This window comes from Curvibacter sp. GW821-FHT09D12, assembly GCF_059416245.1.
In genome coordinates this window covers 22737-48693 of the sequence record NZ_JBWKOU010000033.1, presented here as the reverse complement: position 1 = coordinate 48693, position 25957 = coordinate 22737, and the positions used below count along the sequence as shown (strand labels likewise).

General features: G+C 64.7%; 26 protein-coding genes, 3 tRNA genes and 1 pseudogene. 14 read left to right on the top strand and 16 right to left on the bottom strand.

Features of this window, described 5'->3' with window-relative positions; all coding sequences use genetic code 11:
* The 4 genes and pseudogenes from AC07PT_RS28440 to AC07PT_RS28425 all read right to left on the bottom strand — a co-directional run.
* Positions 1-74: pseudogene (locus AC07PT_RS28440) on the bottom strand (GTP-binding protein); the annotation flags it as partial.
* Between the two features lie 79 nt (positions 75-153).
* A tRNA-Thr gene (locus tag AC07PT_RS28435) sits at positions 154-228 on the bottom strand.
* 50 nt (positions 229-278) lie between these two features.
* Positions 279-352, bottom strand: a tRNA-Gly gene (locus AC07PT_RS28430).
* Positions 353-420: 68 nt separating this feature from the next.
* Positions 421-506 (bottom strand) — tRNA-Tyr (locus AC07PT_RS28425).
* 189 nt (positions 507-695) lie between these two features.
* Between AC07PT_RS28425 and AC07PT_RS28420 the strand changes: the two genes are divergently transcribed.
* Positions 696-1745, top strand: a complete 1050-nt coding sequence (locus AC07PT_RS28420) for a patatin-like phospholipase family protein (RefSeq protein ID WP_494658910.1) — start codon at positions 696-698, stop codon at positions 1743-1745.
* Positions 1746-1763: 18 nt separating this feature from the next.
* Here the strand turns inward: AC07PT_RS28420 and AC07PT_RS28415 are convergent, their stop codons facing one another.
* From AC07PT_RS28415 to trpE, 7 genes are all read right to left on the bottom strand, one after another.
* Positions 1764-2498 (bottom strand): uracil-DNA glycosylase, encoded by a 735-nt coding sequence (locus AC07PT_RS28415; RefSeq protein ID WP_492350439.1) that lies wholly within the window; start codon positions 2496-2498, stop codon positions 1764-1766.
* Positions 2499-2517: 19 nt separating this feature from the next.
* The gene (gene trpC, locus AC07PT_RS28410) at positions 2518-3306 is read right to left on the bottom strand and encodes an indole-3-glycerol phosphate synthase TrpC (protein WP_492350438.1); all 789 of its coding nucleotides are present in this window, start codon (positions 3304-3306) and stop codon (positions 2518-2520) included.
* On the bottom strand, positions 3299-3436 hold the full coding sequence (locus AC07PT_RS28405) for a hypothetical protein (RefSeq protein ID WP_494658909.1): 138 nt from the start codon (positions 3434-3436) through the stop codon (positions 3299-3301). The genes trpC and AC07PT_RS28405 overlap by 8 nt, the downstream gene beginning before the upstream one ends.
* Before the next feature lie 10 nt (positions 3437-3446).
* A complete protein-coding gene (gene trpD, locus AC07PT_RS28400) occupies positions 3447-4496 on the bottom strand; it encodes an anthranilate phosphoribosyltransferase (RefSeq protein WP_494658908.1) in 1050 nt (349 codons plus the stop codon).
* 33 nt (positions 4497-4529) lie between these two features.
* Positions 4530-5189: a LysE family translocator gene (locus AC07PT_RS28395; RefSeq protein ID WP_494658907.1), complete on the bottom strand. Its 660-nt coding sequence runs from the start codon at positions 5187-5189 to the stop codon at positions 4530-4532.
* A 93-nt stretch (positions 5190-5282) separates the two neighbouring features.
* Positions 5283-5864 (bottom strand): anthranilate synthase component II, encoded by a 582-nt coding sequence (locus tag AC07PT_RS28390; RefSeq protein ID WP_492350434.1) that lies wholly within the window; start codon positions 5862-5864, stop codon positions 5283-5285.
* Positions 5865-5869: 5 nt separating this feature from the next.
* Positions 5870-7381 carry an anthranilate synthase component I gene (trpE, locus tag AC07PT_RS28385; RefSeq protein WP_494658906.1) on the bottom strand — a complete coding sequence of 504 codons (1512 nt, stop codon included), beginning with the start codon at positions 7379-7381 and terminating at the stop codon, positions 5870-5872.
* A 376-nt stretch (positions 7382-7757) separates the two neighbouring features.
* On the opposite strand from trpE, the gene AC07PT_RS28380 reads away from it, so the two are divergent.
* On the top strand, positions 7758-8345 hold the full coding sequence (locus tag AC07PT_RS28380; RefSeq protein WP_494658905.1) for a chalcone isomerase family protein: 588 nt from the start codon (positions 7758-7760) through the stop codon (positions 8343-8345).
* 84 nt (positions 8346-8429) lie between these two features.
* Positions 8430-10226 carry a methyl-accepting chemotaxis protein gene (locus AC07PT_RS28375; protein WP_494658904.1) on the top strand — a complete coding sequence of 599 codons (1797 nt, stop codon included), beginning with the start codon at positions 8430-8432 and terminating at the stop codon, positions 10224-10226.
* A 28-nt stretch (positions 10227-10254) separates the two neighbouring features.
* Here AC07PT_RS28375 and gph read toward each other — a convergent pair whose 3' ends face one another.
* Positions 10255-10959, bottom strand: coding sequence for a phosphoglycolate phosphatase (gph, locus tag AC07PT_RS28370; RefSeq protein ID WP_494658903.1), 705 nt, complete (start codon positions 10957-10959; stop codon positions 10255-10257).
* A gap of 191 nt (positions 10960-11150) precedes the next feature.
* Between gph and AC07PT_RS28365 the strand changes: the two genes are divergently transcribed.
* Both AC07PT_RS28365 and AC07PT_RS28360 read left to right on the top strand, forming a co-directional pair.
* Positions 11151-13166: a bifunctional 2',3'-cyclic-nucleotide 2'-phosphodiesterase/3'-nucleotidase gene (locus AC07PT_RS28365; RefSeq protein ID WP_494658911.1), complete on the top strand. Its 2016-nt coding sequence runs from the start codon at positions 11151-11153 to the stop codon at positions 13164-13166.
* The gene (locus AC07PT_RS28360; protein WP_494658902.1) at positions 13163-13960 is read left to right on the top strand and encodes a tetratricopeptide repeat protein; all 798 of its coding nucleotides are present in this window, start codon (positions 13163-13165) and stop codon (positions 13958-13960) included. The genes AC07PT_RS28365 and AC07PT_RS28360 overlap by 4 nt, the downstream gene beginning before the upstream one ends.
* Before the next feature lie 50 nt (positions 13961-14010).
* On the opposite strand, the gene rpe is transcribed toward AC07PT_RS28360, so the two are convergent.
* Positions 14011-14706: a ribulose-phosphate 3-epimerase gene (rpe, locus tag AC07PT_RS28355; protein WP_492350428.1), complete on the bottom strand. Its 696-nt coding sequence runs from the start codon at positions 14704-14706 to the stop codon at positions 14011-14013.
* 145 nt (positions 14707-14851) lie between these two features.
* On the opposite strand from rpe, the gene apaG reads away from it, so the two are divergent.
* The 4 genes from apaG (at position 14852) to thiL (ending at position 19759) form a co-directional block, all read left to right on the top strand.
* Positions 14852-15247 (top strand): Co2+/Mg2+ efflux facilitator ApaG/CorD, encoded by a 396-nt coding sequence (gene apaG / locus AC07PT_RS28350; protein ID WP_492350427.1) that lies wholly within the window; start codon positions 14852-14854, stop codon positions 15245-15247.
* A gap of 38 nt (positions 15248-15285) precedes the next feature.
* Complete coding sequence (gene tlpB, locus AC07PT_RS28345) at positions 15286-17274, top strand: transporter-like protein TlpB (protein ID WP_494658901.1); 1989 nt, start codon at positions 15286-15288, stop codon at positions 17272-17274.
* 58 nt (positions 17275-17332) lie between these two features.
* Positions 17333-18397, top strand: a complete 1065-nt coding sequence (locus AC07PT_RS28340) for a PAS domain-containing protein (protein WP_494658900.1) — start codon at positions 17333-17335, stop codon at positions 18395-18397.
* A 372-nt stretch (positions 18398-18769) separates the two neighbouring features.
* Positions 18770-19759: a thiamine-phosphate kinase gene (gene thiL, locus AC07PT_RS28335; RefSeq protein WP_492350424.1), complete on the top strand. Its 990-nt coding sequence runs from the start codon at positions 18770-18772 to the stop codon at positions 19757-19759.
* An 18-nt stretch (positions 19760-19777) separates the two neighbouring features.
* Here the strand turns inward: thiL and AC07PT_RS28330 are convergent, their stop codons facing one another.
* Entirely contained in the window at positions 19778-20170 is a 393-nt protein-coding gene (locus AC07PT_RS28330; protein ID WP_492350423.1) for a tautomerase family protein, read from the bottom strand.
* A gap of 185 nt (positions 20171-20355) precedes the next feature.
* On the opposite strand from AC07PT_RS28330, the gene AC07PT_RS28325 reads away from it, so the two are divergent.
* The 3 genes from AC07PT_RS28325 (at position 20356) to AC07PT_RS28315 (ending at position 22395) form a co-directional block, all read left to right on the top strand.
* Positions 20356-21267, top strand: coding sequence for a LysR family transcriptional regulator (locus tag AC07PT_RS28325; RefSeq protein ID WP_494658899.1), 912 nt, complete (start codon positions 20356-20358; stop codon positions 21265-21267).
* 139 nt (positions 21268-21406) lie between these two features.
* Positions 21407-21880, top strand: coding sequence for a phosphatidylglycerophosphatase A family protein (locus AC07PT_RS28320; RefSeq protein WP_492350441.1), 474 nt, complete (start codon positions 21407-21409; stop codon positions 21878-21880).
* Positions 21877-22395 carry a CinA family protein gene (locus tag AC07PT_RS28315; protein ID WP_492350421.1) on the top strand — a complete coding sequence of 173 codons (519 nt, stop codon included), beginning with the start codon at positions 21877-21879 and terminating at the stop codon, positions 22393-22395. Before AC07PT_RS28320 ends, AC07PT_RS28315 begins: the two co-directional genes overlap by 4 nt.
* A 21-nt stretch (positions 22396-22416) precedes the next feature.
* On the opposite strand, the gene AC07PT_RS28310 is transcribed toward AC07PT_RS28315, so the two are convergent.
* Positions 22417-23421 carry an NAD-dependent epimerase/dehydratase family protein gene (locus tag AC07PT_RS28310; RefSeq protein ID WP_494658898.1) on the bottom strand — a complete coding sequence of 335 codons (1005 nt, stop codon included), beginning with the start codon at positions 23419-23421 and terminating at the stop codon, positions 22417-22419.
* A gap of 94 nt (positions 23422-23515) precedes the next feature.
* Between AC07PT_RS28310 and AC07PT_RS28305 the strand changes: the two genes are divergently transcribed.
* Together AC07PT_RS28305 and AC07PT_RS28300 are read left to right on the top strand one after the other, a co-directional pair.
* Positions 23516-24400: a LysR family transcriptional regulator gene (locus tag AC07PT_RS28305; RefSeq protein ID WP_494658897.1), complete on the top strand. Its 885-nt coding sequence runs from the start codon at positions 23516-23518 to the stop codon at positions 24398-24400.
* A 39-nt stretch (positions 24401-24439) separates the two neighbouring features.
* Positions 24440-24922, top strand: coding sequence for a nuclear transport factor 2 family protein (locus AC07PT_RS28300; RefSeq protein WP_494658896.1), 483 nt, complete (start codon positions 24440-24442; stop codon positions 24920-24922).
* Positions 24923-24990: 68 nt separating this feature from the next.
* Here AC07PT_RS28300 and AC07PT_RS28295 read toward each other — a convergent pair whose 3' ends face one another.
* A complete protein-coding gene (locus tag AC07PT_RS28295) occupies positions 24991-25854 on the bottom strand; it encodes a UPF0149 family protein (protein ID WP_492350417.1) in 864 nt (287 codons plus the stop codon).
* Positions 25855-25957: the final 103 nt, after the last annotated feature.

Sequence of the window (25957 nt, the reverse complement as noted above, 5' to 3'; positions counted from 1 at the left end):
TTGCCGTGGTCAACGTGACCGATGGTGCCGACGTTCACGTGCGGCTTGGTACGTTCAAACTTGCCTTTTGCCATTTTTTCGACTCCGAAAAAAAATACCTAAATCAACACAACAAGGGTCAAAGCGCCCCCTGACAGGGGGCGCCGAAGAACGTGGTGCCCATGGCGGGAATCGGACCCGCGACCTCTCCCTTACCAAGGGAGTGCTCTACCACTGAGCCACATGGGCATCTGAAGGCCACCAGGCACTTCAAAAAAACTACTCAAGCAAACCGATGCTGGAGCGGGAGACGGGAATCGAACCCGCGTCATTAGCTTGGAAGGCTAGGGTTCTACCATTGAACTACTCCCGCCAAACAATGACAGGATCACTCCCGACACTACCGGCGCTTTTGATCGCCACTCACATCAATTCACTCGCTGGTGGAGGAGGCTGGATTCGAACCAGCGTAGGCGTAAGCCAACAGATTTACAGTCTGCCCCCTTTAGCCACTCGGGCACCCCTCCAGCGAATCTCGAACTATAACACAGTTTTTTAGGCCGTTTTACTTTCTTGTTCGAGCCGCATGTCCCTAAGAACCTGCGAGACCACGATTATGAGTTATTTTTTGACCCGTTTTGGGCTTTTTGGACAAATTTCTTCAATTGCCCTCAACTTTTTATGCTGCACTGCACAAATCATGTCAGGATGGCTGAATGTACACCTTCCCCACTCCCACGGAGTCGCCCAAACGTCTGAGTCTTGCCCTCCAGGGCGGAGGGGCACATGGCGCCTTCACCTGGGGTGTCCTTGATGCCCTTCTTGAAGATGAGCACTTCGATTTCGATGGCATCAGCGGCGCGAGCGCCGGTGCCATCAATGCGGTGGCGCTGGCCCAGGGCTACCTGGGTCACGCCCCCGGCAACGGAGAGCGCGCGGCGATCAGAACCTCTGCCCGAAAGACATTGCGGCTGATTTGGGAAGGCGTGGTATCGCTGGGCAGCGTCGGAGCCCTGACACAGAGCGTGATGCACATGATGCTCAACACGGGCATGGGTGGACACATGCTGCAAAGCGCCATGGCCCCCTGGATGTCGCCGTCGCAGATGAATCCGATGGATATCAATCCGTTGCGCAAGCTGCTGGCGGCCCACATCGACTTCGAAGGGATGGCACGGCTGCATTCTCCGCGCGTGTTTGTCTCGGCCACCCACGTGCGCACGGGGCTGGCCAAGGTTTTTTCTGGCCGGCAACTCGATTTGCAAGCCGTCATGGCATCAACTTGCCTGCCCATGGTGTTTAGGACGGTCGAGATCGATGGTGAGCCGTTCTGGGATGGTGGCTACTCCAGCAATCCACCCCTGGTTCCGCTGATCAAGCAGTGCGATGCCCAAGACATTCTGGTCGTGCAGATCAATCCACTGCAGCGCCACGAAACGCCGCACTCACAACAGGACATCCTGGACCGGGTGAACGAACTGACCTTCAACGCCAGCCTGCTCGACCAGATGCGAAACGTTGAATTCATCAACCACCTGATCGAACGTGGACGGATGCAGGAAGGTGAAGACTACCGCCGCATTCGCCTGCATCGCATCGATGGTGGTCAATCCCTGGACGAACTCCCCGCCTCCAGCAAGGTGGCCGCTGACGGCAACATGATCGAGCACCTCTTCGAGATGGGGCGAGACGCGGCAAGGCACTGGCTGAAGCGCCACACCGAGGATGTGGGCGTGCGCACAACGCTGCGTCTGCCCAAATCCTGAGCAGCAGGCCGCCGAGTATCAGCCCATGCTTGTTTGCTGATCGCGCCAGGCCCGGGCCTGTGAGAAATGCCCGCAACCGATGAAAGGTGCAGGCGGACGCAGCGCAGACAAGGGCGACGGGTGATTGGACAGAAGAACCAGATGGCGCGACGCATCGATCATGGGGCGCTTGCTTTGCGCATGGGCGCCCCACAGCATGAAGACCACGGGGCGGGGACCCTGGGCCACATGCCGAATCACCGCATCGGTCAACAGTTCCCAGCCACGACCGGCATGGCTGGCGGGCTGCCCTTCCTCCACCGTGAGGCAGGTGTTGAGCAACAACACCCCTTGCTGCGCCCAACGAACCAGACTGCCACCCGGCGTGGGAAACGCCGGGAAAGGGGTCCCAAGATCACGCTGCAATTCCTTGAAGATATTGCGCAGCGACGGCGGCAATGGCACACCAGGCGCCACCGAGAAGGCCAAGCCCTCCGCCTGGCCACGTCCATGGTAGGGATCCTGCCCCAAGATGACGACACGCACCGCCTCGGGCGGTGTCAGCAGGAGTGCCCGCAATGGCTGAGGAGGAAACACCGTGGCACCCGCGTGCAGCCGCTGCTGAAGAAAGTCCAGCAATTGCACGCCTGATGGCGCCGCAAAAAACTCATCCACCAGCGCCTGCCACCCGCCTGCCACGGGCCAATCAGCCGGATCGGCCGAGCCCAGTTGGTCTGGCACGGGCAGTTGGGCTGCATCGATCGATTCCGACATTCCGTCCTCCGAATGCAAGTCAGGCAAACAAATGAGCCAGTGCCTCGCCGGGATCCTTGGCACGCATGAAGGCCTCACCGACCAGGAAGGCATGCACTTGCGCCTCGCGCATGCGCTGTACGTCCGCCGGCCCAAGGATGCCCGACTCCGTCACCAGCAATCGGTCTGCCGGCACGTCAGCCAACATGCCCAGCGTGGTGTCCAGACTGACCTCAAAAGTACGAAGGTTGCGATTGTTGATGCCCACCAGCGGTGTTTTGAGGCGCAAGGCTCGCTCCAGTTCCGGGCGATCGTGCACTTCGACCAGCACCGCCATGTCCAGGCTACGAGCCACGGCCTCCAGATCGGCCATCTGGGCGTCGTCCAGACAGGCGGCAATCAGCAGGATGCAGTCGGCACCCATCACCCGGGCCTCGTAGACCTGGTAGGGATCAATCATGAAATCCTTGCGCAGCACCGGCAGCGCACAGGAGGCTCGGGCCTGTTTGAGGTAGTCCACGCTGCCTTGGAAAAACTGCTTGTCCGTCAACACCGACAGACAGGCCGCGCCATGTTCGGCGTAGCTCTGCGCAATATCAGCCGGGATGAAGTCAGCCCGCAGCACGCCTTTGGACGGGCTGGCCTTCTTGATCTCGGCAATCACCGCAGCCTGACCGGCAGCCACCTTGGCGCGCATCGCGCCAATGAAGTCCCGCGTCAGCACACGGCTCTCGGCGTCGGTGCGCATCGCCGCCAAGGACACTTTCTTGAGGCCGGCCGCCACCTCCTCACGCTTGACGGCCACGATCTTGTTCAAAATATCACTCATGTTCTTGCGGGCTCTGAGAGCCGTTTTTCAAAATTTTCAGGAACACCCGGTGCAAGCCCCAACCGACACCTACAAAAAGTGCCGAAACACCGAGTGCGATCCAAGTACCGGGGTCTTGCCACAGGCTCATGGCAGGGGCCTCAAAGTGCAGGCGTGAGGGCCTTGGCCGTGGCCACCAGCTCGTTCAGCCGGGTGCGCGCAGCGCCCGATTCCACGGCAGCACGGGCACGCTGCACCCCCTCGGTCATCGAAGGCACCACGTTGGCGGCATACAGTGCCACACCGGCGTTGAGCAACACGATATCGCGGGCCGCTCGCACCGCTGGATCCGGGCTGTTGTCCAGCACGGCCAAGAGCAATTCACGGGACTGCTCCGGCGTGTCGACTTTCAGGGCACGGTTACTGGCCATGGGCAAGCCGAAGTCTTCGGGATGGATCTCGTACTCACGCACCTCGCCGTCCTTGAGCTCGCCCACCAACGTGGCAGCCCCCAGGCTGACCTCGTCCATGCCATCGCGTCCGTAGACCACCACGGCATGTTCGGCCCCCAGGCGCTGCAAAGCGCGCACCTGGATGCCCACCAGATCAGGATGGAACACCCCCATCAGAATATTGGGCGCTTCAGCCGGGTTGGTCAGCGGCCCGAGGATGTTGAAGATGGTGCGCACCCCCAGTTCCTTGCGCACGGCCGCCACATTCTTCATGGCGGGGTGATGGTTGGGGGCGAACATGAAGCCAATGCCGGTTTGCTGGATGCAGCGGGCAATCGCCTCGGGCGTGAGGTTGATATTGACGCCCAGCGCCTCCAGCACATCGGCACTGCCCGATTTGCTCGACACACTGCGCCCGCCGTGCTTGCTCACCTTGGCCCCAGCGGCGGCAGCCACAAACATCGAGCAGGTGCTGATGTTGAACGTGTGCGAGCCATCCCCCCCGGTCCCGACGATGTCCACCAGGTGCGTCTTGTCGGCCACATGCACCTTGGTTGAAAACTCCCGCATGACCTGTGCGGCCGCAGTGATCTCGCCAATGGTCTCTTTCTTGACACGCAGCCCGGTGATGAGGGCCGCCGTCATCACCGACGACAACTCGCCGCGCATGATGGCACGCATGAGGTCGAGCATTTCGTCGTGAAAAATCTCGCGGTGCTCAATGGTGCGCTGAAGCGCTTCCTGAGGGGTGATAGGCATGGAAATCTCCTGAGAGGTCATGACGTTTCGCGCTCAAGGCGCGGGACGATCCGAAAAAGCCAGCTTGAGGCCGAAGCCGATGAACATCGCCCCAGCCACGCGATCCAGCCAATGCAAGCCGCGCTGCACTGCGCCAAGGCGACGGGCCATCCAGGCGGCGGCCAGCGCCCAGCCCAAATTGACCGGAATGGCGTTGAGGTTGAACAACACCCCGAGCAACACAAACGCCAGCGCCTTGTTGTCGGTCCCCGGCGCGATGAATTGAGGCACAAAGGCGAGAAAGAAAATCGCCACCTTGGGGTTGAGCACATTGGTCCAGAAGCCCCCCACGAAGACCCGCTTCAGGCTCTGAGTGGCGGGCCCGGATGGCATCAACTCGGCGTCAGGCACCAGACTCGCACCCGAAGCACGGGCGAGCAACATGCGAAGCCCCATCCAAACCAGATAACCGGCCCCCAGCCACTTGAGCACCGTGAAAGCCGTGGCCGACGTGGCCAACAAGGCGCCGACGCCCACGGAAGCGGCCGCGATGTGAACGAAACAACCCGCGGTGATCCCCAAGCCGGCAACCACCCCGGCGCGCACGCCGGAGCGCAGGGCATGGGAGACGATGTACAACACATCGGGCCCTGGCGTGAGGTTCAGCAACCAGCCAGCCAGCACAAACAACAGCAGGTGATGGGCATCCGGCATGGTCACGGCTCCCGCTTCAACTTTGAACGCGATGGCGCACCGGCAGCCCTGCCGGAACCAGCCGATCGGGCCGCCGGGCCTGCACCGCGGACCTCATGAGCGCACCAGGAAGTTCTTGAGCATGGCGTGCCCATGCTCGGTCAGAATCGACTCAGGGTGGAACTGCACGCCCTCGATGTCCAGTGACTGGTGACGCACGCCCATGATCTCGCCGTCATCTGTCCAGGCGGTCACCTTGAGGTCTGCCGGGCAGGTGCTGCGCTCGATCGCCAGCGAGTGGTAGCGATTCACCGTGAACTGCTCGGGCAAGCCCGCAAAAACACCTTCTTGCGTGGTGGTGATCACACTGGTCTTGCCATGCATGAGCTGCTGTGCCCGGATGATCCGGCCGCCAAAGGCAGCCCCGATGGCCTGATGCCCCAGACACACCCCGAGAATCGGCAGCTTGCCAGCGAAATGCTGGATGGCCGCCACCGAGATACCGGCCTCCGCGGGCGAGCAAGGGCCCGGGGAGATCACCAGGCGATCGGGTGCACGGGCAGCAATGCCCTCAAGGGTGATTTCGTCGTTGCGGAACACCTCGACCTCGGCACCCAATTCGCCAAAATACTGGACGATGTTGAAGGTGAACGAATCGTAGTTGTCCACCATGAGGAGCTTGATCTTGTTCGTCATGGCGTTCACTCCAGGCCTTCTTCAACGAGTTCGGCCGCTCGCAACAGTGCGCGGGCCTTGTGTTCTGTTTCTCTCCACTCCATCTCAGGCACCGAATCGGCCACCACGCCAGCGGCGGCCTGCACATACAGCGTCTGGTCCTTGATCAGGCCGGTGCGGATGGCGATGGCCACGTCCATGTCGCCCGCATAGCTGATGTAGCCGCAGGCGCCACCGTACAAGCCGCGCTTGGTGGGCTCAAGCTGATCGATCAGCTCCATCGCGTGCACCTTGGGTGCCCCCGTGAGAGTGCCTGCCGGAAAGGTCGCCTTCAACACGTCGATGGCGCCCATGCCGTCGTTCAACGTGCCTTCGACGTTGCTCACGATGTGCATCACGTGGCTGTAACGCTCCACCACGAAGGCCTCCGTCACCTTGACCGAACCGATCTTGGCGATGCGGCCGATGTCGTTGCGGGCCAGGTCGATCAGCATCACGTGCTCCGCACGCTCCTTGGGATCGTTGATGAGTTCGACCTCGGCAGCCTTGTCCTTCTCGGGCGTGGCACCCCGTGGACGCGTGCCGGCCAGGGGCCGGATGGTGATCTTCTGCTCTTCGCGGCCATCGATGTCAACGCGCTCCTGGCGCACCAGGATCTCAGGCGACGCCCCCACCACATGGAAATCCCCAAAGTGGTAGTAGTACATGTAAGGCGAGGGATTGAGCGAACGCAGGGCCCGGTACAAGGACAAGGGGCTTTCGGTGTAGCGCTTCTTGATGCGTTGCCCCACCTGCACCTGCATGAAATCACCGGCAGCAATCAGCTCCTTCGCCCTCTCCACGGCCACCAGGTAGTCGGCCTTGGCAAAGTCACGCTCGGCAGGGTAGCCCTGGGTGGCCTTCACCACCGGGGCGCTGACGGAGTACTTGAGTTGATCTTTCAGGTCGCGCAGGCGCTTTTTGGCGTTGGCAAAGGCCTCGGGGGTGGCCGGGTCGGCATAGACAATGAGGTACAGCTTGCCCGACAGGTTGTCGATCACGGCCAACTCTTCGCATTGCAGCAACAGGATGTCGGGCGTGCCCAGGGTGTCGGGGGGGCAGGTCTTCTCAAGCTTTTTCTCGACGTAGCGCACTGCGTCGTAGCCAAAATACCCCGCCAAGCCACCGCAAAAGCGGGGCAAACCAGGACGCAGGGCCACCTTGAAGCGCTTCTGATACGCCGCGATGAAATCCAGAGGATTGCCCTGGTCGGTCTCGATGACCACCCCATCGCGAACCACTTCGGTCTTGGCTTCATCGCCAAAGCCGCTGGCACGCAACAGGGTGCGTGCGGGCAGGCCAATGAAGCTGTAGCGGCCAAAACGCTCCCCCCCTACCACCGACTCCAGCAAAAAGCTGTAGCGGCCACCATCGCGGGCATGGGCCAGCTTCAGGTACAGGGACAAAGGGGTTTCCAGGTCAGCAAACGCCTCTGCAATCAGAGGGATGCGATTGAAGCCCTGCAAGGCAAGGCTCTTGAATTCAAGTTCGGTGATCACGGCAATGAGCCTCCAGCTCTGGCGGCACCGCAGTTCTAAGGAAAGGTGCCGCGTTCATTCATCATCTCAACGGGCCCCGACAAATGGGGCCCCCGGGCGCATGCCGGCGCTGCCCGGACATGCTTGGTCAGTGGTGCACGTGAAATGGCTTGCGCCAGGGCCAAGCTCCCCGGTCGCTGCAACCTGTGATGAACGTGCGGTGAATGAACATGTCGCCAGAGTGTAGCAAACCTGCCAGCCACTCTGGCGCGCCAGTCGCTCAGGCGACGCGCGGCCCCATCGAAAACCCTGTTGCGTCAAACCGACCCACCCGAGGAGACTGCAAACTCAACGATCAAGCCCATCGATCCGGGCCGATCTTCCGTCAACAACACCCATGAGCCTCCGATTCCGCACCATCGCCCTCAGCGCCTGCCTGGCCTGGCCGCTGCTTGTGCAGGCCGCCCCCACCACGGTGCAGGGCGTCAGCTTCGACGACCCCATCGAATTGCAAGGGCGCAAGCTCAGCCTGAACGGCGCAGGGGCCCGCTACAAGGCGGTCTTCAAGGTGTATGCCATGGGCTTGTACCTGGAACGCAAGGCAAGCAGCCCCGAAGACGTGCTGGCCGCGCCTGGCGCCAAGCGCATCAGCATCACCATGCTGCGTGAAATCGATGCCAACGAATTGGGCAAGCTCTTCACCCGGGGCGTGGAGGACAACGCCCCCAAGGGCGAAATGTCCCATCTGATTCCTGGATTGATCCGCATGGGCGAGATCTTTGGCGAGCAGAAGAAGCTGGCTGCCGGCGACACCTTCACCGTCGATTGGCTGCCCGACAGCGGCGCCACCCTCACCGTGCGCGGCAAGGTTCAGGGCGCGCCATTCAAGGAAGCCGCCTTTTTCAACGCCTTGTTGCGCATCTGGCTGGGCCCCAACCCAGCCGACTGGAAGCTCAAGGACGCGCTGTTGGGCAAGCCGTCCTGACCTCGACCGGCCTTCATCCATCCCATTGTTGGCCCCATTGCCTTTCCTTTTGCCCGTCCCTTCGCCCGTTACTGCTGTCAGACCATGAACTACAACAACCTCAGAATCGGCTCCCGCCTGGCCATCGCTTTTGCCACCATCTTGTTGATCACCTTGCTGGTGGCCGGCTTTGGCGTGCAGCGCATCTCGGTGCTGCAACAAGCGGGCGAGCATGTCGCCACGATCGAATTGGAGCAGCAGACCCTGGTCGACGACTGGGCCTCCGACATCCGCATCAATTGGGCCCGTACTGAAGCCCAACTGCGCGCCGTGGACAGCACCTACATTGAACGCCTCAAAAAGGACATTGAAACCACCTCCAGCGGTACGGCCGGCAAGATCAAGCGGCTCGAAGAACTGCTAAAGGACGACGACGGCAAGGCCCAACTGGCCGAAATCCGCCAGGTGCGGGAGGCTTACCGCAACAAGCGGGTCGAACTGGCCAAGCTGCAGTCAATGGGCGAAGACATCAACGGCATGATCGATTCGCAGCTGCACCCGATGGCCGATGGTTACCTGGCCAAACTGGACAGCCTGCGCAAGCGCATGGCCAGTCAACTGGCTCAAGGGCAGGAGCGCAATGCCGCTCTGGCCCAAACCAGCCGCCTCCTGCTGATGGCGGCCGCGGCCCTGGCCGTGGTGCTGGGCGCCTTCATGGCCTGGACCGCCACACGCTCCATCACCCGCCCCGTGCAAGAGGCCGTGGCGGCGGCCACCGCGATTGCCCATGGCGACCTGTCCATCCAGATCCCCACGGGGGCCCAAGACGAAACCGGCCAATTGCTGCGGGCCCTCGCCGACATGCAAGGCCGGCTGGCCGCCCTGGTGGCGGATGTGCGCCGCAACGCAGAGGGTGTGGCCACGGCCAGTGCCGAAATCGCCCAGGGCAACCACGACCTGTCGGCACGCACAGAACACCAGGCCTCGGCCCTGGAGCAAACCGCGGCCTCCATGGAGGAACTGGGCTCCACCGTGCGCCAGAACGCCGACAACGCCCGAGCAGCCAATCAACTGGCGGTGAACGCCTCCACCGTCGCCACGCAGGGTGGCGAAGTGGTGGCCGAGGTGGTCGACACCATGAAAGGCATCAACGAGAGCTCGCGCAAAATTTCAGACATCATTGGCGTGATTGACGGCATTGCCTTCCAGACCAACATCCTGGCCTTGAATGCAGCGGTGGAGGCAGCACGTGCCGGTGAGCAGGGACGAGGCTTTGCCGTGGTGGCCAGCGAAGTGCGCAGCCTGGCCCAACGCAGCGCTGAAGCGGCCAAAGAGATCAAGGGCCTGATCGGCGCCAGTGTCGAGCGGGTGGAGCAAGGCAGCCATCTGGTAGACCGGGCGGGTACCACCATGACCGAAGTGGTCTCTGCCATCCGCCGGGTGACCGACATCGTGGGCGAAATCAGCGCCGCCAGCTCGGAGCAAAGCTCGGGCGTGGCCCAGGTGGGCGAGGCGGTGACGCAGATGGACCAGGCCACTCAGCAAAACGCGGCCCTGGTCGAGCAGTCGGCGGCAGCCGCCGCCAGTCTGCGCAACCAGGCCAGCTTGCTCGTGGATGCGGTGGCCGTGTTCAAACTCAACGCCAGCCAGAGCCGGTCCATCGAGGTCAATACCCCCAGAGCCACCCGGTCGGCCTTGCCACCCAGCACCCCCTACCTGGGCCAGGAGCGCCGCCAGCAACCCGACTCGGACCGTCGCAGCGGAGCCGGAACGGCCAGCCCGGCAGCGCCTGCCTCCAGCAGCGCCAAAGCCACCCACAGCACCAGGTCAGCGTCCAGCGACGCCACCACCACGGCCAAGGCCGCAGCCACCGCCAGCGACGAAGACTGGACCAGTTTCTGAGCCGAGGGCGGGCGCCGCGCAGTGTGCGTCAGCCCAACAGAAGGCGTAACTGATCCAGCGAATCCACAAAACCATCGGCGTCCACCGCCCGGATGGGCTCGCCGTGGTTGTAGCCATAGGTCACCAGCACCACAGGGCAAGCCGCAGCGCGCGCAGCCTGAGCGTCGTTGCTGGAATCGCCCACCATCAAGGTGCGGCCAGGCTCGCTGCGCAGGGCGGCACAGGTTTTCTGCAGTGGCAGAGGGTGCGGCTTCTTGCGCTCAAAAGAGTCGCCACCAAACACTTCGCTGAAGTAGCCCTCCAGGCCCTTGGCCTGCAGCAAGGGCTGTGCAAAAGACAAAGGCTTGTTGGTCAGGCACGCCAGGCGCCAGCCCCGTGCCTGCAGATCCTCCAGGCCCGCCAGAACGCCGGGGTAGACGCTGGAGTAGCCGCCGTTGATGGCCAGGTAGTGCCGCTGGTAGCTGCTCCAGGCGGCGGGGTACAGCGCCTCGACCGCGGCGGGTTCCGTCGCCCCTCCACCCAGCACATGCGCCAATACAGTGCGCAGCAAGTGCTCTGACCCTTTGCCCACCATGTGCTCGATGCGTTGCGGCTCGATGGAGGGCAAGCGCAACTCATCCAGCATGCGGTTGAGGGCCTCGGCAAAGTCGCCCAGGGTGTTCACCAAGGTGCCATCCAGATCCAGGATGGCGGCTTCAAACGGCGTTGAAAGAAGAAAGGAGGAAGAAGACACGGCATCAAGGCGCCCACACGGGCGCAAGCAAAACAGCGATTGTGCGACAGGCCCGGCCCGGCAGCCCGCCCTCGCGCTCGTGTCATCTGCCCGTCAAAGCCATGTCACGCAGACCGACCACAGTCCAGCTCTTTACGCACTGGATACAAAACCCGGAGGGATGCGAGATGTCAAAACCTGTTGTTCATTCGATGCGCCGTGCCTGCACCGCAGGCCTGCTGAGCGCAACGGCCCTGGCGCTGGTCGCCTGCGGCGGCTCCAGCGGTGGCCCCGTGGTGGCGGCCAACACCAAGGCCAGCCTGGCCCTGCTGGAGACCACCGACCTGCACACCAACGTGATGAGCTACGACTACTTCAAGCTGGCCGAGGACACCTCGCTCGGCTATGAACGCGTGGCCACCCTGATCAACAAAGCGCGTGCCGAATTTGCCAACACCGTGCTGCTGGACAACGGAGACACCATCCAGGGCACGGCACTGTCCGACTACCAGGCCTTGATCAACCCGGTGGGCTGCAACCAGTCGTTGGCCATCTACAAGGTCATGAATCAGAGCCAATACGACGGCGGCGGCATCGGCAACCACGAGTTCAATTACGGCCTGCCCTATCTGAACCAGGTCACCGGCAGCGCCTTCCAGGTCGACGGCGTGACCAATGGCGCCACACGCTGTGCGGGTCCGAACTTCCCGCAGGTGCTGGCCAATGTGTACAGCGCCAAGACCAAGGCCCCTCTGTTCAGCCCGTACCAGATCATCACCAAGACGCTGAGGGCCACCGCCCCCGATGGCAGCACGGTGCAGGTCCCGGTCAACATCGGCATCATCGGATTCACCCCCCCCACCATCCTGTCCTGGGACAAGCGCTGGCTGGACGGCAAGGTGTACACCGAAGGGCTGGTGGAAACCGCCCAGAAATACGTGCCCGAGATGCGCAGCAAAGGCGCCGACCTGGTTGTGGCCATCTCGCACGGCGGCCTGGACAACAGCAGCTACGACCCGACCATGGAGAACGGCAACTGGCACCTGTCCAAGGTGCCAGGCATCGACGCCATGCTGATCGGCCACTCGCATCAGATCTTCCCGAACGCCACCAGCACCGTGGCCCAGTTCAACCTGCCCGGGGTGGACAAGGTCAAGGGCACCGTCAATGGCGTCCCCACCGTGATGGCCAACTTCTGGGGCAAGCACCTGGGCGTGATCAAACTGCAATTGGTGCACAACGGCAGCAAGTGGACCGTCGACACCACCGGCACCACCGTCGAAGCCCGCAGCACCCAGAACGCAGACAAGAGCTATGTGGCGGTCGACCCCGCCGTGGCCAGCGCGATTGCCAGCGAACACGCCGCAACCATCCAGTACGTCAAGACGCCGATCGGAAGCACCGACTTCAACATGGCGTCCTACTTCGCCGACGTGGGAGACCCAGGCGCCATCGAGGTGGTGAACCAGGCCCAGGCGTCGTACGTGGCGGCCTACATCGCGGCCAACCTGCCGCAGTACGCCTCGCTGCCGGTGTTGTCGGTCAGCGCGCCTTTCAAAAGCGGCTTTGCCGGCGGCAGTGATTTCACCGATGTGGCCAGCGGGAACGTGGCCATCAACAATGCGGCCGACCTGTACCTGTACCCCAACACCGTGTACGCCGTGCGGGTGCAAGGCAGCGACATCAAGGCCTGGCTCGAAACAGCAGCCACCCGCTTCAACCGCATCGACCCGACCCTGAGCACCGACCAGGCTTTGGTCAGCAGCTACCCCGGCTACAACTTCGACATGTTCACCTCGCCCGACATCCGCTACGAGATTGATGTCACTCAGGCCCAGGGCAGCCGCATCAAGAACCTGAGCTACAAAGGCAAGGCCATCGACCCTGCGGCTTATTTCATCGTGGCCACCAACAACTACCGCGCCAGCGGGGGTGGCAACTTTCCGGGCCTGGATGGCAGCAAGACGATCTACGCGTCGCCGGATGCCAACCGCGACGTGCTGATCAACTACATCAAGACCACCAAGACCCTCACCCGAGCCAGCAATGGCCGTGACCGCAGCTGGCGTTTCACCCAAGTCAGCACGGCCGGCCGGGTCACCTTCAAGTCGGCCCCAGGCAAGCTGGCCCTGGCCACCGCTGCTGGTTTGAACGGCATCAACATGATCAACAACGATGACGGCAGCGGCAAGAACCTGGCTGACTACGCCATCGATCTGAGCCAATGAACGCCGCACTGACTCTGCCGGCCCCCTCCCCGGCGCCCACTTCGTCGCGGCGGGTCTGGCTGGTGGCCGGACTGCCTCTGCTGCTGGCCGCCTGGGGGGTCTGGGGCCTGCACCAACAGATCGATGCGCCCCCGTCAGAGGCCGAGTTGATCCAGTGGGGGGCCCAGGCCCAGGCACGCGACGAACAGGCCACCAGCGTTTTGCGCACATTGGCGCGCAATGGGTTGAAGCCCGCCATGCCCCTGCTGGGCCGGGTGCTCGTGCAACGCGGAGACGCCCGCCTGGTCGCCGAAGGGCGCGACTGGCTGCAGCGCGCCGCCGAGGCCGGAGACGCCACGGCCGCCTTGCAACTGGGCAAGCTGTGGTTCAAAGGGGCGGCCGGCCTGCCCGCCGACACCGACCGCGCGCTGCCCTGGCTGCACCAGGCGGCCGATCAGGGGCAGGATGCGGCGGCCCACTACATTGCCTTGATCCTGAAAAACGGCAGCGCCCAAACCCCGGCGCACCCGCAGGCTGCGGCCCGGTGGATGCGTCGGGCCGCTGAGGCAGGCTGGGCCGATTCCCAGTTTCTGCTCGGGCAGATGCTGCTCCATGGTCAGGGTGTGAAAGCCGACCCGGACCAAGCCCGGGCATGGTTTGAGCGCGCTGCCGAGCAGGATCACCCGGAGGCCAATCTGCAACTGCTGCTGGCGCAAACGCATGCAGAACTGGGCTTGCATCGCCAAGCCGATGTCGAGGCCGAGCGTTGGCGTGAGGCCCAGCACGCGCTGAAGCACCGGCCGGAAGCGCCATGAACGGGGCCGCCTGCGGGTCAGATACCCAGGACGCAGGCCGCCCCTGAGGCTCAGCCCGCCAGTTGAACCCGCATGGCGTCGATGACGGCGCGGTAATCAGGCTTGCCGAAAATGGCGCTGCCTGCCACGAAGGTGTCAGCCCCGGCGGCGGCCACCCGGGCAATGTTGTCGACCTTGATGCCGCCGTCCACTTCGAGGCGGATGTCCTTGCCGCTGGCCTCGATGCGGCGGCGCACGTCTTCGATCTTGCGCAATGCCGAGTCAATGAAGCTCTGGCCACCAAAGCCCGGGTTGACGCTCATGATGAGGATCAGATCCAGGTCTTCGATCACCCAGTCCAGCACATCCAGCGTTTGCGCCGGGTTGAACACCAGCCCGGCCTTCACGCCTTGCGATTTGATGGCCTGGATGCTGCGATGCACATGCCCCGAGGCATCGGGGTGAAAGCTGATGTAGTCGGCACCGGCTTCGGCAAACGCGGCGGCCAGGGCGTCCACGGGTTGCACCATCAAGTGCACGTCGATGGGCACGGCCACGCCTTCGGGCGTGCGCGCATGGGGCTTGAGGGCCTGGCAGATCATGGGCCCGAAGGTCAGATTGGGCACGTAATGGTTGTCCATCACGTCAAAGTGGATCCAGTCGGCGCCGTCGGCGATCACCTGACGGACCTCATCTCCCAGCCGTGCGAAGTCGGCCGACAGGATGGAGGGGGCGATGCGGTAGGGGGTAGGAGCGGAGGTCTTCATGGCGCCAATTGTCGCAGCAGCGCCGGCCCTGGCGCCAACGAGGGCAATGCTCGAAAAAATGCCAAAGACTGCACAAGCGCGTCACGAATGACAGAATGCGGGAACTTCAAAGTCCGACAGCCTTCTTACTGTTTGTCCATCCACCATGCCCAGTTATCGAATTAACGTTCACGTCGAGCCTCAACACCTGCCGGACCAGTCCAATGCGGAGCAGTCCGTGCACGCCTTTGCCTACACCGTGACGGTCACCAACACCGGCGACGTGCCGGCCCAGTTGATCTCGCGCCACTGGCAGATTCATGACGCCACGGGCCACTGCGAAGAAGTCAAAGGCCTGGGGGTGGTGGGCAAGCAACCACTGCTCAAACCGGGTGAGGCCTTCCAGTACACCAGTGGCTGCCGCCTGCGCACCCCCAGCGGAACCATGAACGGCAGTTATTTTTTCGTGGCGGAGGACGGCGAACGCTTTGACGTACCGATCCCGCTGTTTCTGCTGGAGGCCCACTCCAGCGCCCACGCGCCGGCTCGCGTGTTGCACTGAGTTCATTCGGTGCCACACCTCGGCTTCACCACGTTCACATGAATCAAACACCCCCCGACCTGCCCCAGATCCTCGACGCCCTCAACCCGCACGCATCGTTGGTGCAACGCCACCTGTGGCTGATGAGCCTGCTGCAATGGATACGGGGTCGGGCAGACGATGCGCCAGCCGCGGTGGCACGCCTTCGGCTGATGCTCGATGCGATCCAGCTGCGCCCCACGTGGCAGACCGAGTGGCAACTGTGGTGGGTCAACTTCCTGGGCGCGGTGGATGCCACCTCCTTGCTGGCCGATCATGGTTTTGCCCCGAGACCGGCCTTCATGAGCGAGCTGGGCAACCGCTTGCGCAAGAAGCTGCTGCCACAGACCCCCGAGACCACCGATCTGGGCGAACTGTTCGAGTTGCTGGCCCCCACCACCTTTGATGCCGAGTGGCTGCGCGCCATCGACCCCGAGACCCTGGTGCGCGTGCAGCGCCTGCTGTTTCCCGCCCCCCCGGCCGCCGATGACCCAGAGGAGGCGCCACTGGCCAATGCCACCTTGCTGCTGCTGGATGCCCTGACCTACAGCGTGGGCCAGGTCAGCGCCACGGGCTTTGCCTCCGAGATCCGCCAGCGCATGTCGGACCAGGCACAGAACGAGCGCCCCTTCCATGAGCTGCCCGCCCATTTCGAACGCCTGCGCCAAGCCGTGCTGCAGCAAGGGCCACGCAGCGAAGCGGCACTGCAGGCCGCCGATGTGCTGCGCCAGCAGTTGGAGGCCTGCCGACGCGCGGCCCAGACCGTTTACACCCACCTGGAAGAGCATGGCATCTCAGTGGGCATCGTGTTCCGCCTGCGCCAGTTGCGCGAGCGCGTGCTGCGCATCCGCGATCTGCTGAGTTGCCTGCAAAGCCAAACCCCCTCGGCCGATCTGGCCCAGCTGCTGGCCCGCCTGGTGCAAGTGAACGAAGACGGTCGCAGCATCCGAGCCCTGATTGCCGCCAGTTCGCAGCTCACGGCGGCCAAGGTGGCCGAACGAAGCGCCGAAAGCGGTGAGCACTACATCACCCGCAACGCCACCGAATACCGGGAGATGCTGCGCGCCGCCGCCGGTGGCGGCTCGGTGCTGGCCCTCACCACCTGGGCCAAATTTGCCATCTACGGGCTGGGCCTGTCGGCCTTCTGGAGCGGTTTTGCGGCAGGCCTGAACTACGCCGCCTCGTTCGTGCTGGTGATGCTGATGCACTGGACCGTGGCCACCAAACAACCCGCCGTCACCGCACCGGCCATGGCCGCCAAGCTCAAGGACATGAGCGCACCCGATGCCATCGAGCGCTTCGTCGATGAAGTGGCCCACCTGTTGCGCTCACAGTTTGCCGCCATCGTGGGCAACCTGGGCCTGGTGGTTCCGGGTGTGCTGCTGATCTGTGTCGGTCTGCATGCCGCCGGCCTGGGGCCCATGGTGGACGCCGAACATGCCCACCACACCTTGCACGACCTGAGCCTGCTCGGGCCCACCGCCCTGTTCGCCGCCTTCACGGGGGTGCTGCTGTTTGCCTCCAGCATCATCGCGGGCTGGGTCGAAAACTGGTTCGTGCTGCACCGGCTGGACTCGGCCCTGACCTACAACCCCCGATTCACCCGCTGGCTGGGGCCGTTGCGCGCGCGTCGCTGGGGCCAGTGGTTGCGTCGCAACATCTCTGGTCTGGCCGCCAACATCTCGCTGGGCATGATGCTGGGCTTGATCCCAGCTTTCGCCGCTTTTTTCGGGCTGGGCCTGGAGGTGCGCCACGTCACCCTGTCCACCGGCCAGGTCAGCGCTGCAGCGGCCACCCTGGGGCTGGAGGCCCTGCGCCACGCCGAGTTCTGGTGGGCGATTGCGGGTCTGTGCGCCATCGGGCCCCTGAACCTGGCCGTCAGCTTCTACCTCGCCTTCCGGCTGGCACTGCGTGCCCACAACGTGGGCCAGGTGGAGCGCCAGCGCATCAACCAGGCCATACGCGCCCGTTTGCGCAGCGCGCCGGGCAGCTTTTTCTGGCCGGTGTAACCAAACGTCAAAGGCACAATAGCGTTGGCACAGAAACTGTCACGCTGTGCCCAGCCTCATGTCCGCTCAACCCCATACGCCCACCCGCTCCAACGCCTTGCGACTGCGTGCCGATCAGGTCGATACGCTGGTCACCCACGCGCTGAATGCACCCATGTCTGTGGTGGACAACACGCTGCGTGTCGTCTATGTGAACGCCAGCTTTGCGCGCTGGTTCCAGCGCACGCCCGCCGAAGCCACCGGCCTCATGCTGGCCGACCTGTACGGGGCCGAGGCGCTCGACCAGATTCAAGGTCACATTGACCGGGTGCTGAGCGGCGAAACCGTGCATTACCAGCGCCAGATATCCAACCCGGCGGGCGAGGCCGAATGGCACAACGTCAGCCTGAGTCCCTGGCTGGACGATGAGGGGCAGGTGCTGGGTTTCGTCAGCATCGCGTTGCGCGTGCACGAGCTCAAGATCACGGCCGACGCCCTGCGGGCCGCCAATCAACGCGTGGCGTCCCACATGGAAAACAGCCCCCTGGCCGTGCTGGAGATGGATGCCAGCCTGCGCCTGCTGCATTGCTCCAGCCGCGCCAGCCAGTGGTTTGCCTGGACCCTGGACGAGGTGCGCGGACGCCAACTCCCCAAGGTGCTGCCCACCCGCTGGGACAACACCCCTTTGAGCGAGGCCCTGGGCCGGCTGCAAAGCGGCCAGGAACTGCAGAACCGCTCTGAATTGACGTTCCAGCGGGCGGACGGATCTGCCCTGCACACGGTGTGGTTCAACTCGGCCCTGCTCGACCCGCAGGGTCGCGTGGAGTCGGTGATGTCGCAGGTCGAGAACGTGACAGAGCGGGTGATGGCCGCCGAACAACTGTGGCCCGAAGCCCCCCAGGCCTCGATCGCCAGCCTGCTCGATCGCAGCGACCAGATGTCCAAGATCTGCTCGTCGCTCAAGCTCACCCCGGCCGAAGCCCGGGTGGCCATGCTGCTCACCGAAGGCCACCCCCTCAAGCGCATTGCGCAGATGACGCATCTGTCCATCCACACCGTGCGCAGCCAGGTGAAGAGTGCCCTCAACAAGCAGGCCCTGCACCGCCAGGTCGATCTGGTGCGGCGCGTGATGTCGATCCGGTAATTTGAAAACGGGCGCAGGCAGCGCACCGTCAAGATGAGGACACGGGCCGCCGGGACCTGGCTTGCGCCAAGCCCCGGGGCCGAGCCTGTGGTTTCCGATGCCAGGAAAGACGCGCCTCTCGAGGCTCCCATCCCTTGCTCATCCCATTCCTGCGGGAAGCGCGTCTTCCTGACCCTGAAACTCTTCTTTCCTCCCTGGCAGCGACCTTGCGGTGTGACAGCTGACAGACGGCTGAACGATTGTTCAACCATGGACGGAATGCTAAAAAAAATCCACACAGTTGACCATCCCGCAAATAGGGTATGAAGCGCACCGGACACGCGTCCAGGGGTCTGGCCAGCCCTTATGCTTGCGGCTTCTTGAGGAATCCGCATGGGTGAATTTGATCTGATTGCCCGTTTTTTCACCCGCGCGCCCCGCGCGGGCGGCCCCGTACGGCTGGGCGTGGGCGATGACTGCGCACTGCTGCAGGCTTCGCCGGGCACGCACTTGGCCATCTCCAGCGACATGCTGGTCGAAGGCCGGCACTTTCTGTCCACAGTCGACCCCGCGCGCCTGGGCCACAAGGCGCTGGCCGTCAACCTGAGCGACCTGGCGGCCTGTGGCGCCACCCCGGTGGCCTTCACCCTGGCCCTGGCCCTGCCGCGCGCCGACGCCCGCTGGCTGGCGCCTTTTGCCCAGGGCCTGCTGGCCCTGGCCGATGCGCACGGCTGCGAGTTGATCGGTGGTGACACCACCCAGGGTCCGTTGAACATCTGCATCACGGTGATGGGTGAGGTGCCAGTGGTCGACGGTCGCAGCCAGGCCCTGCTGCGCAGCGGCGCACGCCCTGGCGACGATCTGTATGTCAGCGGCACGCTGGGCGACGCTCGATTGGCACTCGAGGTGTTCCGAGGCACGCAAAGCCTGCCCGGACCAGCGTTCGAGGCGGCCCGCGCCCGCATGGAAAGCCCCACCCCCCGGGTGGCTCTGGGCCAGTCCCTGCGCGGGATTGCCTCGGCCGCAGCCGACATCAGCGATGGGCTGGTCGGTGACCTGGGCCACATCCTGCGCCGCTCCGGCGTCGGCGCCAGCATGGACGCCGAGCGTGTGCTGAGCCTGCTGGCGGCCCGTTCAGGCCCGCAGCACCTCAATCTGGACGACGACACCGTTCTGGGGCTGGTGCTGGCGGGCGGCGATGATTACGAACTGGTCTTCACCGCCCCCGCCGCAGCCCGCGAAGCGGTGCAGGCGGCCAGCCGCCAAAGCCAGACGCCGGTGACCCGCATCGGGCGCATCGAGAAACAGCCCGGGCTGCGCCTGCTGGATGCCCGTGGCCAGTTGATGGAACGCCGCGACGAGAGCTTCGACCACTTCAAGTGAAGCGCCCTGCCCTGGACATCAGGCCACGCCTTGGGCCTGGGGCGCCGTGGCCTCGCAGCGCCCCCAGTGCTGAGGCGGCACCTCGCGCACGATCACGCCGCTGCCCACCGCCAGCGCCTCGCCGCGGCCCAGTTGGCGCTGCAGCGACCTCAATGCGTGAGCGATGAATTCGGCCTGCTGCCCTTCACTCGCCTGGCCGGCAGGCAGGCAGAGGTGCAACTGGGCGGCAGGCCGGTCCACCGGCTGCCCGGCGACATACCAACGCGCAGCGGGCAGGTCGTCGATCAGCACCACGACCGTCTCCCGCGTCGCACCCAGCCAACGCTCGGCCAGATCGGTCAAGGCCTGGGCCAACAAGGGGTAACGCTCGGGGTTTTGCAAGGGCGCGACCTGAAGGTGCAGGGAAGTCATGGCTTGTCTCTTTCGGCGCTGGCGCGCGGATGCGCGGATGCGGGTGAATTTGAGGTCTGACTTTAGAGAACCCGGGGTGCCAGCGAAACAGCAGCCCGGGCAAACCGGTTTTGCAAACCCTGCAACACGCACGGCGTCTGCCGGCACGGCACGGGCATGCCCAAGCCCCGGCTAACATCGGCGCTGTGAAAGACTTGGACTTTGATGACATGGCCCTGTTCGTGCGCGTGGCAACCCGCGGCACGCTGTCGGCCGTGGCGCGCGAACGCAACGTGCCGGTCAGCCAGGTCTCGCGCTCGCTCAGCCGCATCGAAAAGCAGTGCGGTGTGCGACTGGTGCAGCGCTCCACCCAAGGGCTGTCGCTCACCGCCGAGGGGCAGACCTTCCTGGGTTACTGTCAGCGCATCACCGGCACGCTCGAAGAACTGGAGGCCGAATTTGCCCACCAGACCCGCGAGGTCAGCGGCACCGTGCAGGTGGCGGTGAGCCCGGCGCTGGGCCATTTCATCATCGTGCCCAGCCTGGCCGGCCTGTATGAGCGCCACCCGAGGCTGCAGATCGAGCTGCATTCGGACGACCGCCTGATCGACATGGCGCTGGAGGGCGTGGACCTGACGCTGCGCAGCGGCGCGCCACACACCGAATCGATGATGGCGCGCCAGATCGGCCACCACGGGCGGGCGCTGTACGCCAGCCCGGCCTACCTGGCCCGCTTTGGCACCCCCAGCCACCCCGATGAACTCCTGAGCCATCGCCTGATCACCAACAGCGCGGCCCAGCACCTGAACCGCTGGCCCTTCATCCTCGATGGCATGGCGATCGAGCGACCGGTGCAGGGCCACTACCGAGCCAACTCCACCGGCATCATGATGACCATGGTGCTCAATGACCTGGGCATCTGCCGCTGCAACACCCTGATTGCGGCCCCGCTGGTGGCGCAGGGCAGGCTGCGGCCCGTGCTGGAAGACTGGGTGGATGTGCAGGATTTCCCCATCTATGCGCTGCTGATGCCCCAGCGCCACCACCTGCCCAAGATCCAGGCCTGCCTGGACTACTGGAGCCAGTGGTTCCAGGCCCTGCTGCCGCCCAAGCCCTGAGAATGGCACCAACGTCACTGGCCCCCATGCCCCTTCGCTGCATTGCCCCATGAACCCATCTCACCCCAACGAACCGACCTGGCCAAAGCCCGGCCCCTCCCCCACCACCCGCCCCGCAGTACGCCCCACGGCGCGCTTCATGTGGTCGCACCCGGCCCACATCATCGCGCTGGGCCTGGGCTCTGGCCTGAGCCCGGTGGCCCCCGGCACGGTGGGCACGCTGTGGGCCTGGGCGGCCTACCTGCTGCTGCAACTCTGGCTCACGCCGGGGCAGATCGGCGCCCTGATCGCCGTGTCCATCGCCGTGGGCTGGTGGGCCTGCACCGTCACGGCGCGCCACCTCAACACCCTGGACCCGGGCAACATCGTGTGGGACGAGGTGGTGGCCTTCTGGCTGATCCTTTGGTTGGTCATGCCGGCGAGCCTGGGTGGGCAGCTGGTGGCCTTTGCCCTGTTTCGCTTCTTTGATGCGGCCAAGCCCGGCCCTGTCGGCTGGGCAGACAACTTGTGGCACGGCTTTGGCCCCAAAGGGGGCTTTGGCATCCTGTTTGATGACCTGGTGGCAGCGTTCTGCACCTTGCTGGTCATCGCCCTCTGGAGGTTTTTCGCATGACACAGCCGATCACTTTCGACCACAGGGTTGCGACCACCGCACTGGCCCAAGCCTTGCGCCAGCAAGGCCTGAAGCTGGCCACCGCAGAAAGCTGTACCGGTGGCCTGATCGCGGCGGCCTGCACCGAGCTGGCGGGATCCAGCGACTGGTTCGAGCGCGGGCTGGTGAGCTACTCGAACGAGGCCAAGACCGAGCTGCTGGGCGTCCCGGCCGAGCTGATCGCCCAGCACGGGGCCGTCAGCGAGCCCGTGGCCCGTGCCATGGCCGAAGGGGCCCTGCGTCATGCCCAGACCCAGGCCCGAGCCCAGGTGTCGGTGGCCGTGACCGGCGTGGCAGGCCCCAGTGGCGGCAGCGCGGCCAAGCCGGTGGGCACAGTGTGGTTCGGCTTTTCAGTGGGCGGCCAGACCCACAGCGAAGTACAGCGCTTTGACGGCGATCGAGCGGCGGTGCGCCTGTCGACCGTCGCCCACGCCCTGCAACGACTGCTGGACCTGCTGGGCAGCAACAAGGGCTGAGGCGCCGGCAGCCCTCCGGCCTCAGGCCGCCAGGACTTCGGGCCCCGAGGCCAGGGGCAGGCGCATCGCCTGCAGCGATTGGCGCACGGCCAGCTCAAAGGGCGTGCGGGGCTCCGCCCCCAGCCTTTGCACCAGGCGGGTGTTGTCCAGTCGGTGCGGGGTGCTGAACAGGTAGCCGGTCTGGGCGATCGTGGCCAGGGTGGGCGAGACCAGGCCGAACAGGCGGAAGAACCACACCGGCACGCGGCGCACTGTCAGCGCCTGCCCAGGCTGCAGCCAGCCCTGCTCCAGCGCCACCTGGCCAAGCACCGCCAGCCACTGGCGGGCCGTGACCTGGTGCCCGGCAAAGTGAAAGGTCTCGAAGGCCGCCAGATCGCTTCGTTCGGCCAACATCACCAGTGTCCGCGCCAGATCGGGCAGGTAGGCCCATGGCGTGCCCACATCGAGGTCACCCATCCAGGACGCCTTGCCCCGCGGCAGTTGCGGGGCCACCATTTTGTCCAGAAAGGTGCCTTCGCTGGCACCGAAGAAATTGCCGGCCCGCAGCACCACGGCCCGCATGGCGCCACCTGAGTCCTCGACCGCCCGGGCCATCTGCTGCTCCAGGGCCACGCGGATGCGCCCCAGCTCATGCCGGGCATCCTGCGGCGTGCTCTCTTGCAGCACGGCAGGCATGTCTTCGCCATAGTTGTAGACATTGCCCGGCAGCATGAGCGTGGCGCGCAAGGCCGTCGCCAACGCCAGCGCCGCAGCCATCAGGCCCGGCGCCTGCTCGCGCCAGGCGGCCACGGTGTAGGCCGGGTTCAGGGCATGGACCACCACCCGGGCACCACGGGCTGCAGCGACCAGGCCTGCGGTGTCTTGCAGATCGTGGGCCAGCCATTCAACCCCCGGCACGGCAGGCGCCGTGGCGCCGGGCCGGATCTGAGCGCGGACGCGCCAACCGGCCTGGGCAAAGGCGCGGGCAGCGGCCAGACCCAGACGCCCACGGGCGCCCAGGATGAGAACGGTGGATGTGCAGGTCATGTGAGTGCTCCAGAATCGATGAGGGAATGGAGCGATTGTTGAAAACCATGGAAGATCACACAATTGCCTATCGTTTCATAACAGCAATTCAATTTTGAATACCTCATTCGACTGGAGCCTGGTGCGATCCTTTCTCGCGGCCCTGGAGCACGGCAGTCTGCTGGGTGCCGCACGGGCCTTGCAGGCCAGCCAGCCGACACTGGGGCGGCACATTGCCGAGCTGGAGGCGCAGTTGGGGGTGCTGTTGTTCGAGCGCACCGGGCGCGGCCTGCGCCCGACCGAAGCGGCCTTGGCGCTGGCAGAGTCCGCGAGGTTGATGGAGACCGGGGCCCACCAGTTGGCACGGGCCGCCTCACGCACTGACGAGTTGATCTCGGGGACCGTTCGGATCACCGCCAGCCAGCCGGTGGCCTGCTACCTGTTGCCGCCGGTGTTGGCCCGCCTGCGCTTGCAACACCCCGGGATCCAGGTGGAACTGGTGTCCAGCAACGAGGTGTCCAACCTGTTGCGGCGCGAAGCCGACATCGCACTGCGCATGGTGCGCCCCGACCAGGGCAGCCTGGTGGCCCAGTTGATTGGCGAGGTAACGCTGTGTGCCTGCGCCAGCAGCAGCTACCTGCAACGGCGTGGCACGCCGGTCGACCCCATCGACTTGCTCGGCCACGAATTGATCGGCAGCGACCGGCACGACCTGCTGCTCAAGGGCTTTGCGGCCATGGGCCACCCGGTGACGCCCGCCCATTTTGCGTTCCGCACCGACGACCTGATTGCCACCTGGGAGGCCGTGCGCGCGGGACTGGGCATCGGCTTCACGGCGCAGTACCTGCTGCGCCAGGACGAGCGGGTTCGGCGGGTGCTACCGCAATTACCGATTCCGGCACTGCCCATGTGGCTGGCCGTTCACCAAGAGATCCGTACCAGCCGTCGCATCCGGACGGTGTACGATTTCCTGGCCGCCGAAATGCCTGGGCAGCTCTGAAGCCGCCTGCGCCGGGGACCACCCACAGGAAAACGCACCATGACCCACCGCAACGCCGAGACGCTGCAGCGCTTCTACACGGCTTTCAGCCAGCTTGATCACGCCACCATGGCGCAGTGCTACGCACCCGATGCACGCTTTGACGACGAGGCGTTTTCCTTGCAGGGCCAGGCCCAGATTGCAGGCATGTGGCGCATGCTGTGCAGCGCCGCCCAAAAAAGCCCACCCGGGGCATGGCGAGTCGAATTCAGCAACATCCAGGCGGATGACCGAGGCGGCCAGGCCCATTGGGAGGCGCACTACGTGTTCAGCGCCACCGGCCGCCCGGTGCACAACATCATCGACGCGCGCTTCACCTTCACGCCGGAGGGCTTGATCGCCGGCCACCGCGATCGCTTCGGGTTCTGGCGCTGGGCGCGCCAGGCCCTGGGACTGCCCGGCCTGCTGCTGGGATGGTCGCCCTCGCTGAAACGCAAGGTGCGCAGCACGGCGGCAGCCAACCTGAAGAAGTTCCTGGGCTGAAACTGGGCTGGGTGCGGCAAGCCAGCACTCTGAAGCGGCCCCGACAGCGGGGGCGCTTCAGGGCGCCCTCAGGCCCCGTGGCACTTCTTGAACTTCTTGCCGCTGCCACAGGGGCAGGGGTCGTTGCGGCCCGGGCCGGCTTCCTTGCGGATGGTTTCCACCCGCGGACCGAAGCTCTTCCAGAGTTGGCGCAGGTCATACACCGCCCAGATGGCATCCCCGAAGGCATCGAGACGGGCCTGGCTCAGGCTGGGCGGGCCATCTTCGGCAAACATCGACAGCTCGGGCTTGCCGGTGTCGTCTTCGGTCAGGGCCACGATGCGGTTGAGGGCATCGTCCAGCCAATCGGCGGCCTCCTTGTCGCGGGGAGCGGCCCATTCCTCGGGCCAGTTTTCCACGGCGAACATGAAGCCCAGTGCCCAGATCTGGCCGAAGGAAGGCACCTCCTGGTCACCCAGTTCGGCCAGTTCTTCTTCCGACAAGGTGGCCATGGCGCCGCGCATGTCCATCACCTCGGGCTCATAGCAACGCTCGTCGCCCAGGCTGTCCACCTTGGTGTCCAGGGCCGTCTGCACTTCGTGCCAGCGCGCCTGCCACAAACTGATGAAACGGGCCTGTTGAGCCGCATCGGCGAAAGCCGACAGGGCCGGAATACCGTCGGCATCGGTGTCTTCGGCGGTGATGCCATCGCCCAACAGCATGGGCAGGTACTCGGCCGGTGGCAGGGGGCGGCGGTTGCAGATCACCGCGGCCATGAAGCCTTCGCAGAACTCCCACTGGGGAATCTCGTCCTCGCGGCTGCGCAGGTCGTCCAGGATGGCGTCGAGTTCATCAAAGGCCTCGGGGGGCAGGCGCTCGCCGGCGACGGGGTAGACAGGCACGGGCGAGGCGGCGACTTCGATGGCGGTATCGGCTTGGGGATCAGAAGACATGTCGGGGGGCGTCAAAACGCGTCAGGATGAACGGAGCAGGCAAGACCCTGACCACCGGCCGTGGATCGTATGATCGGTCGGCCACAGGTCATGGGCGAAGCGC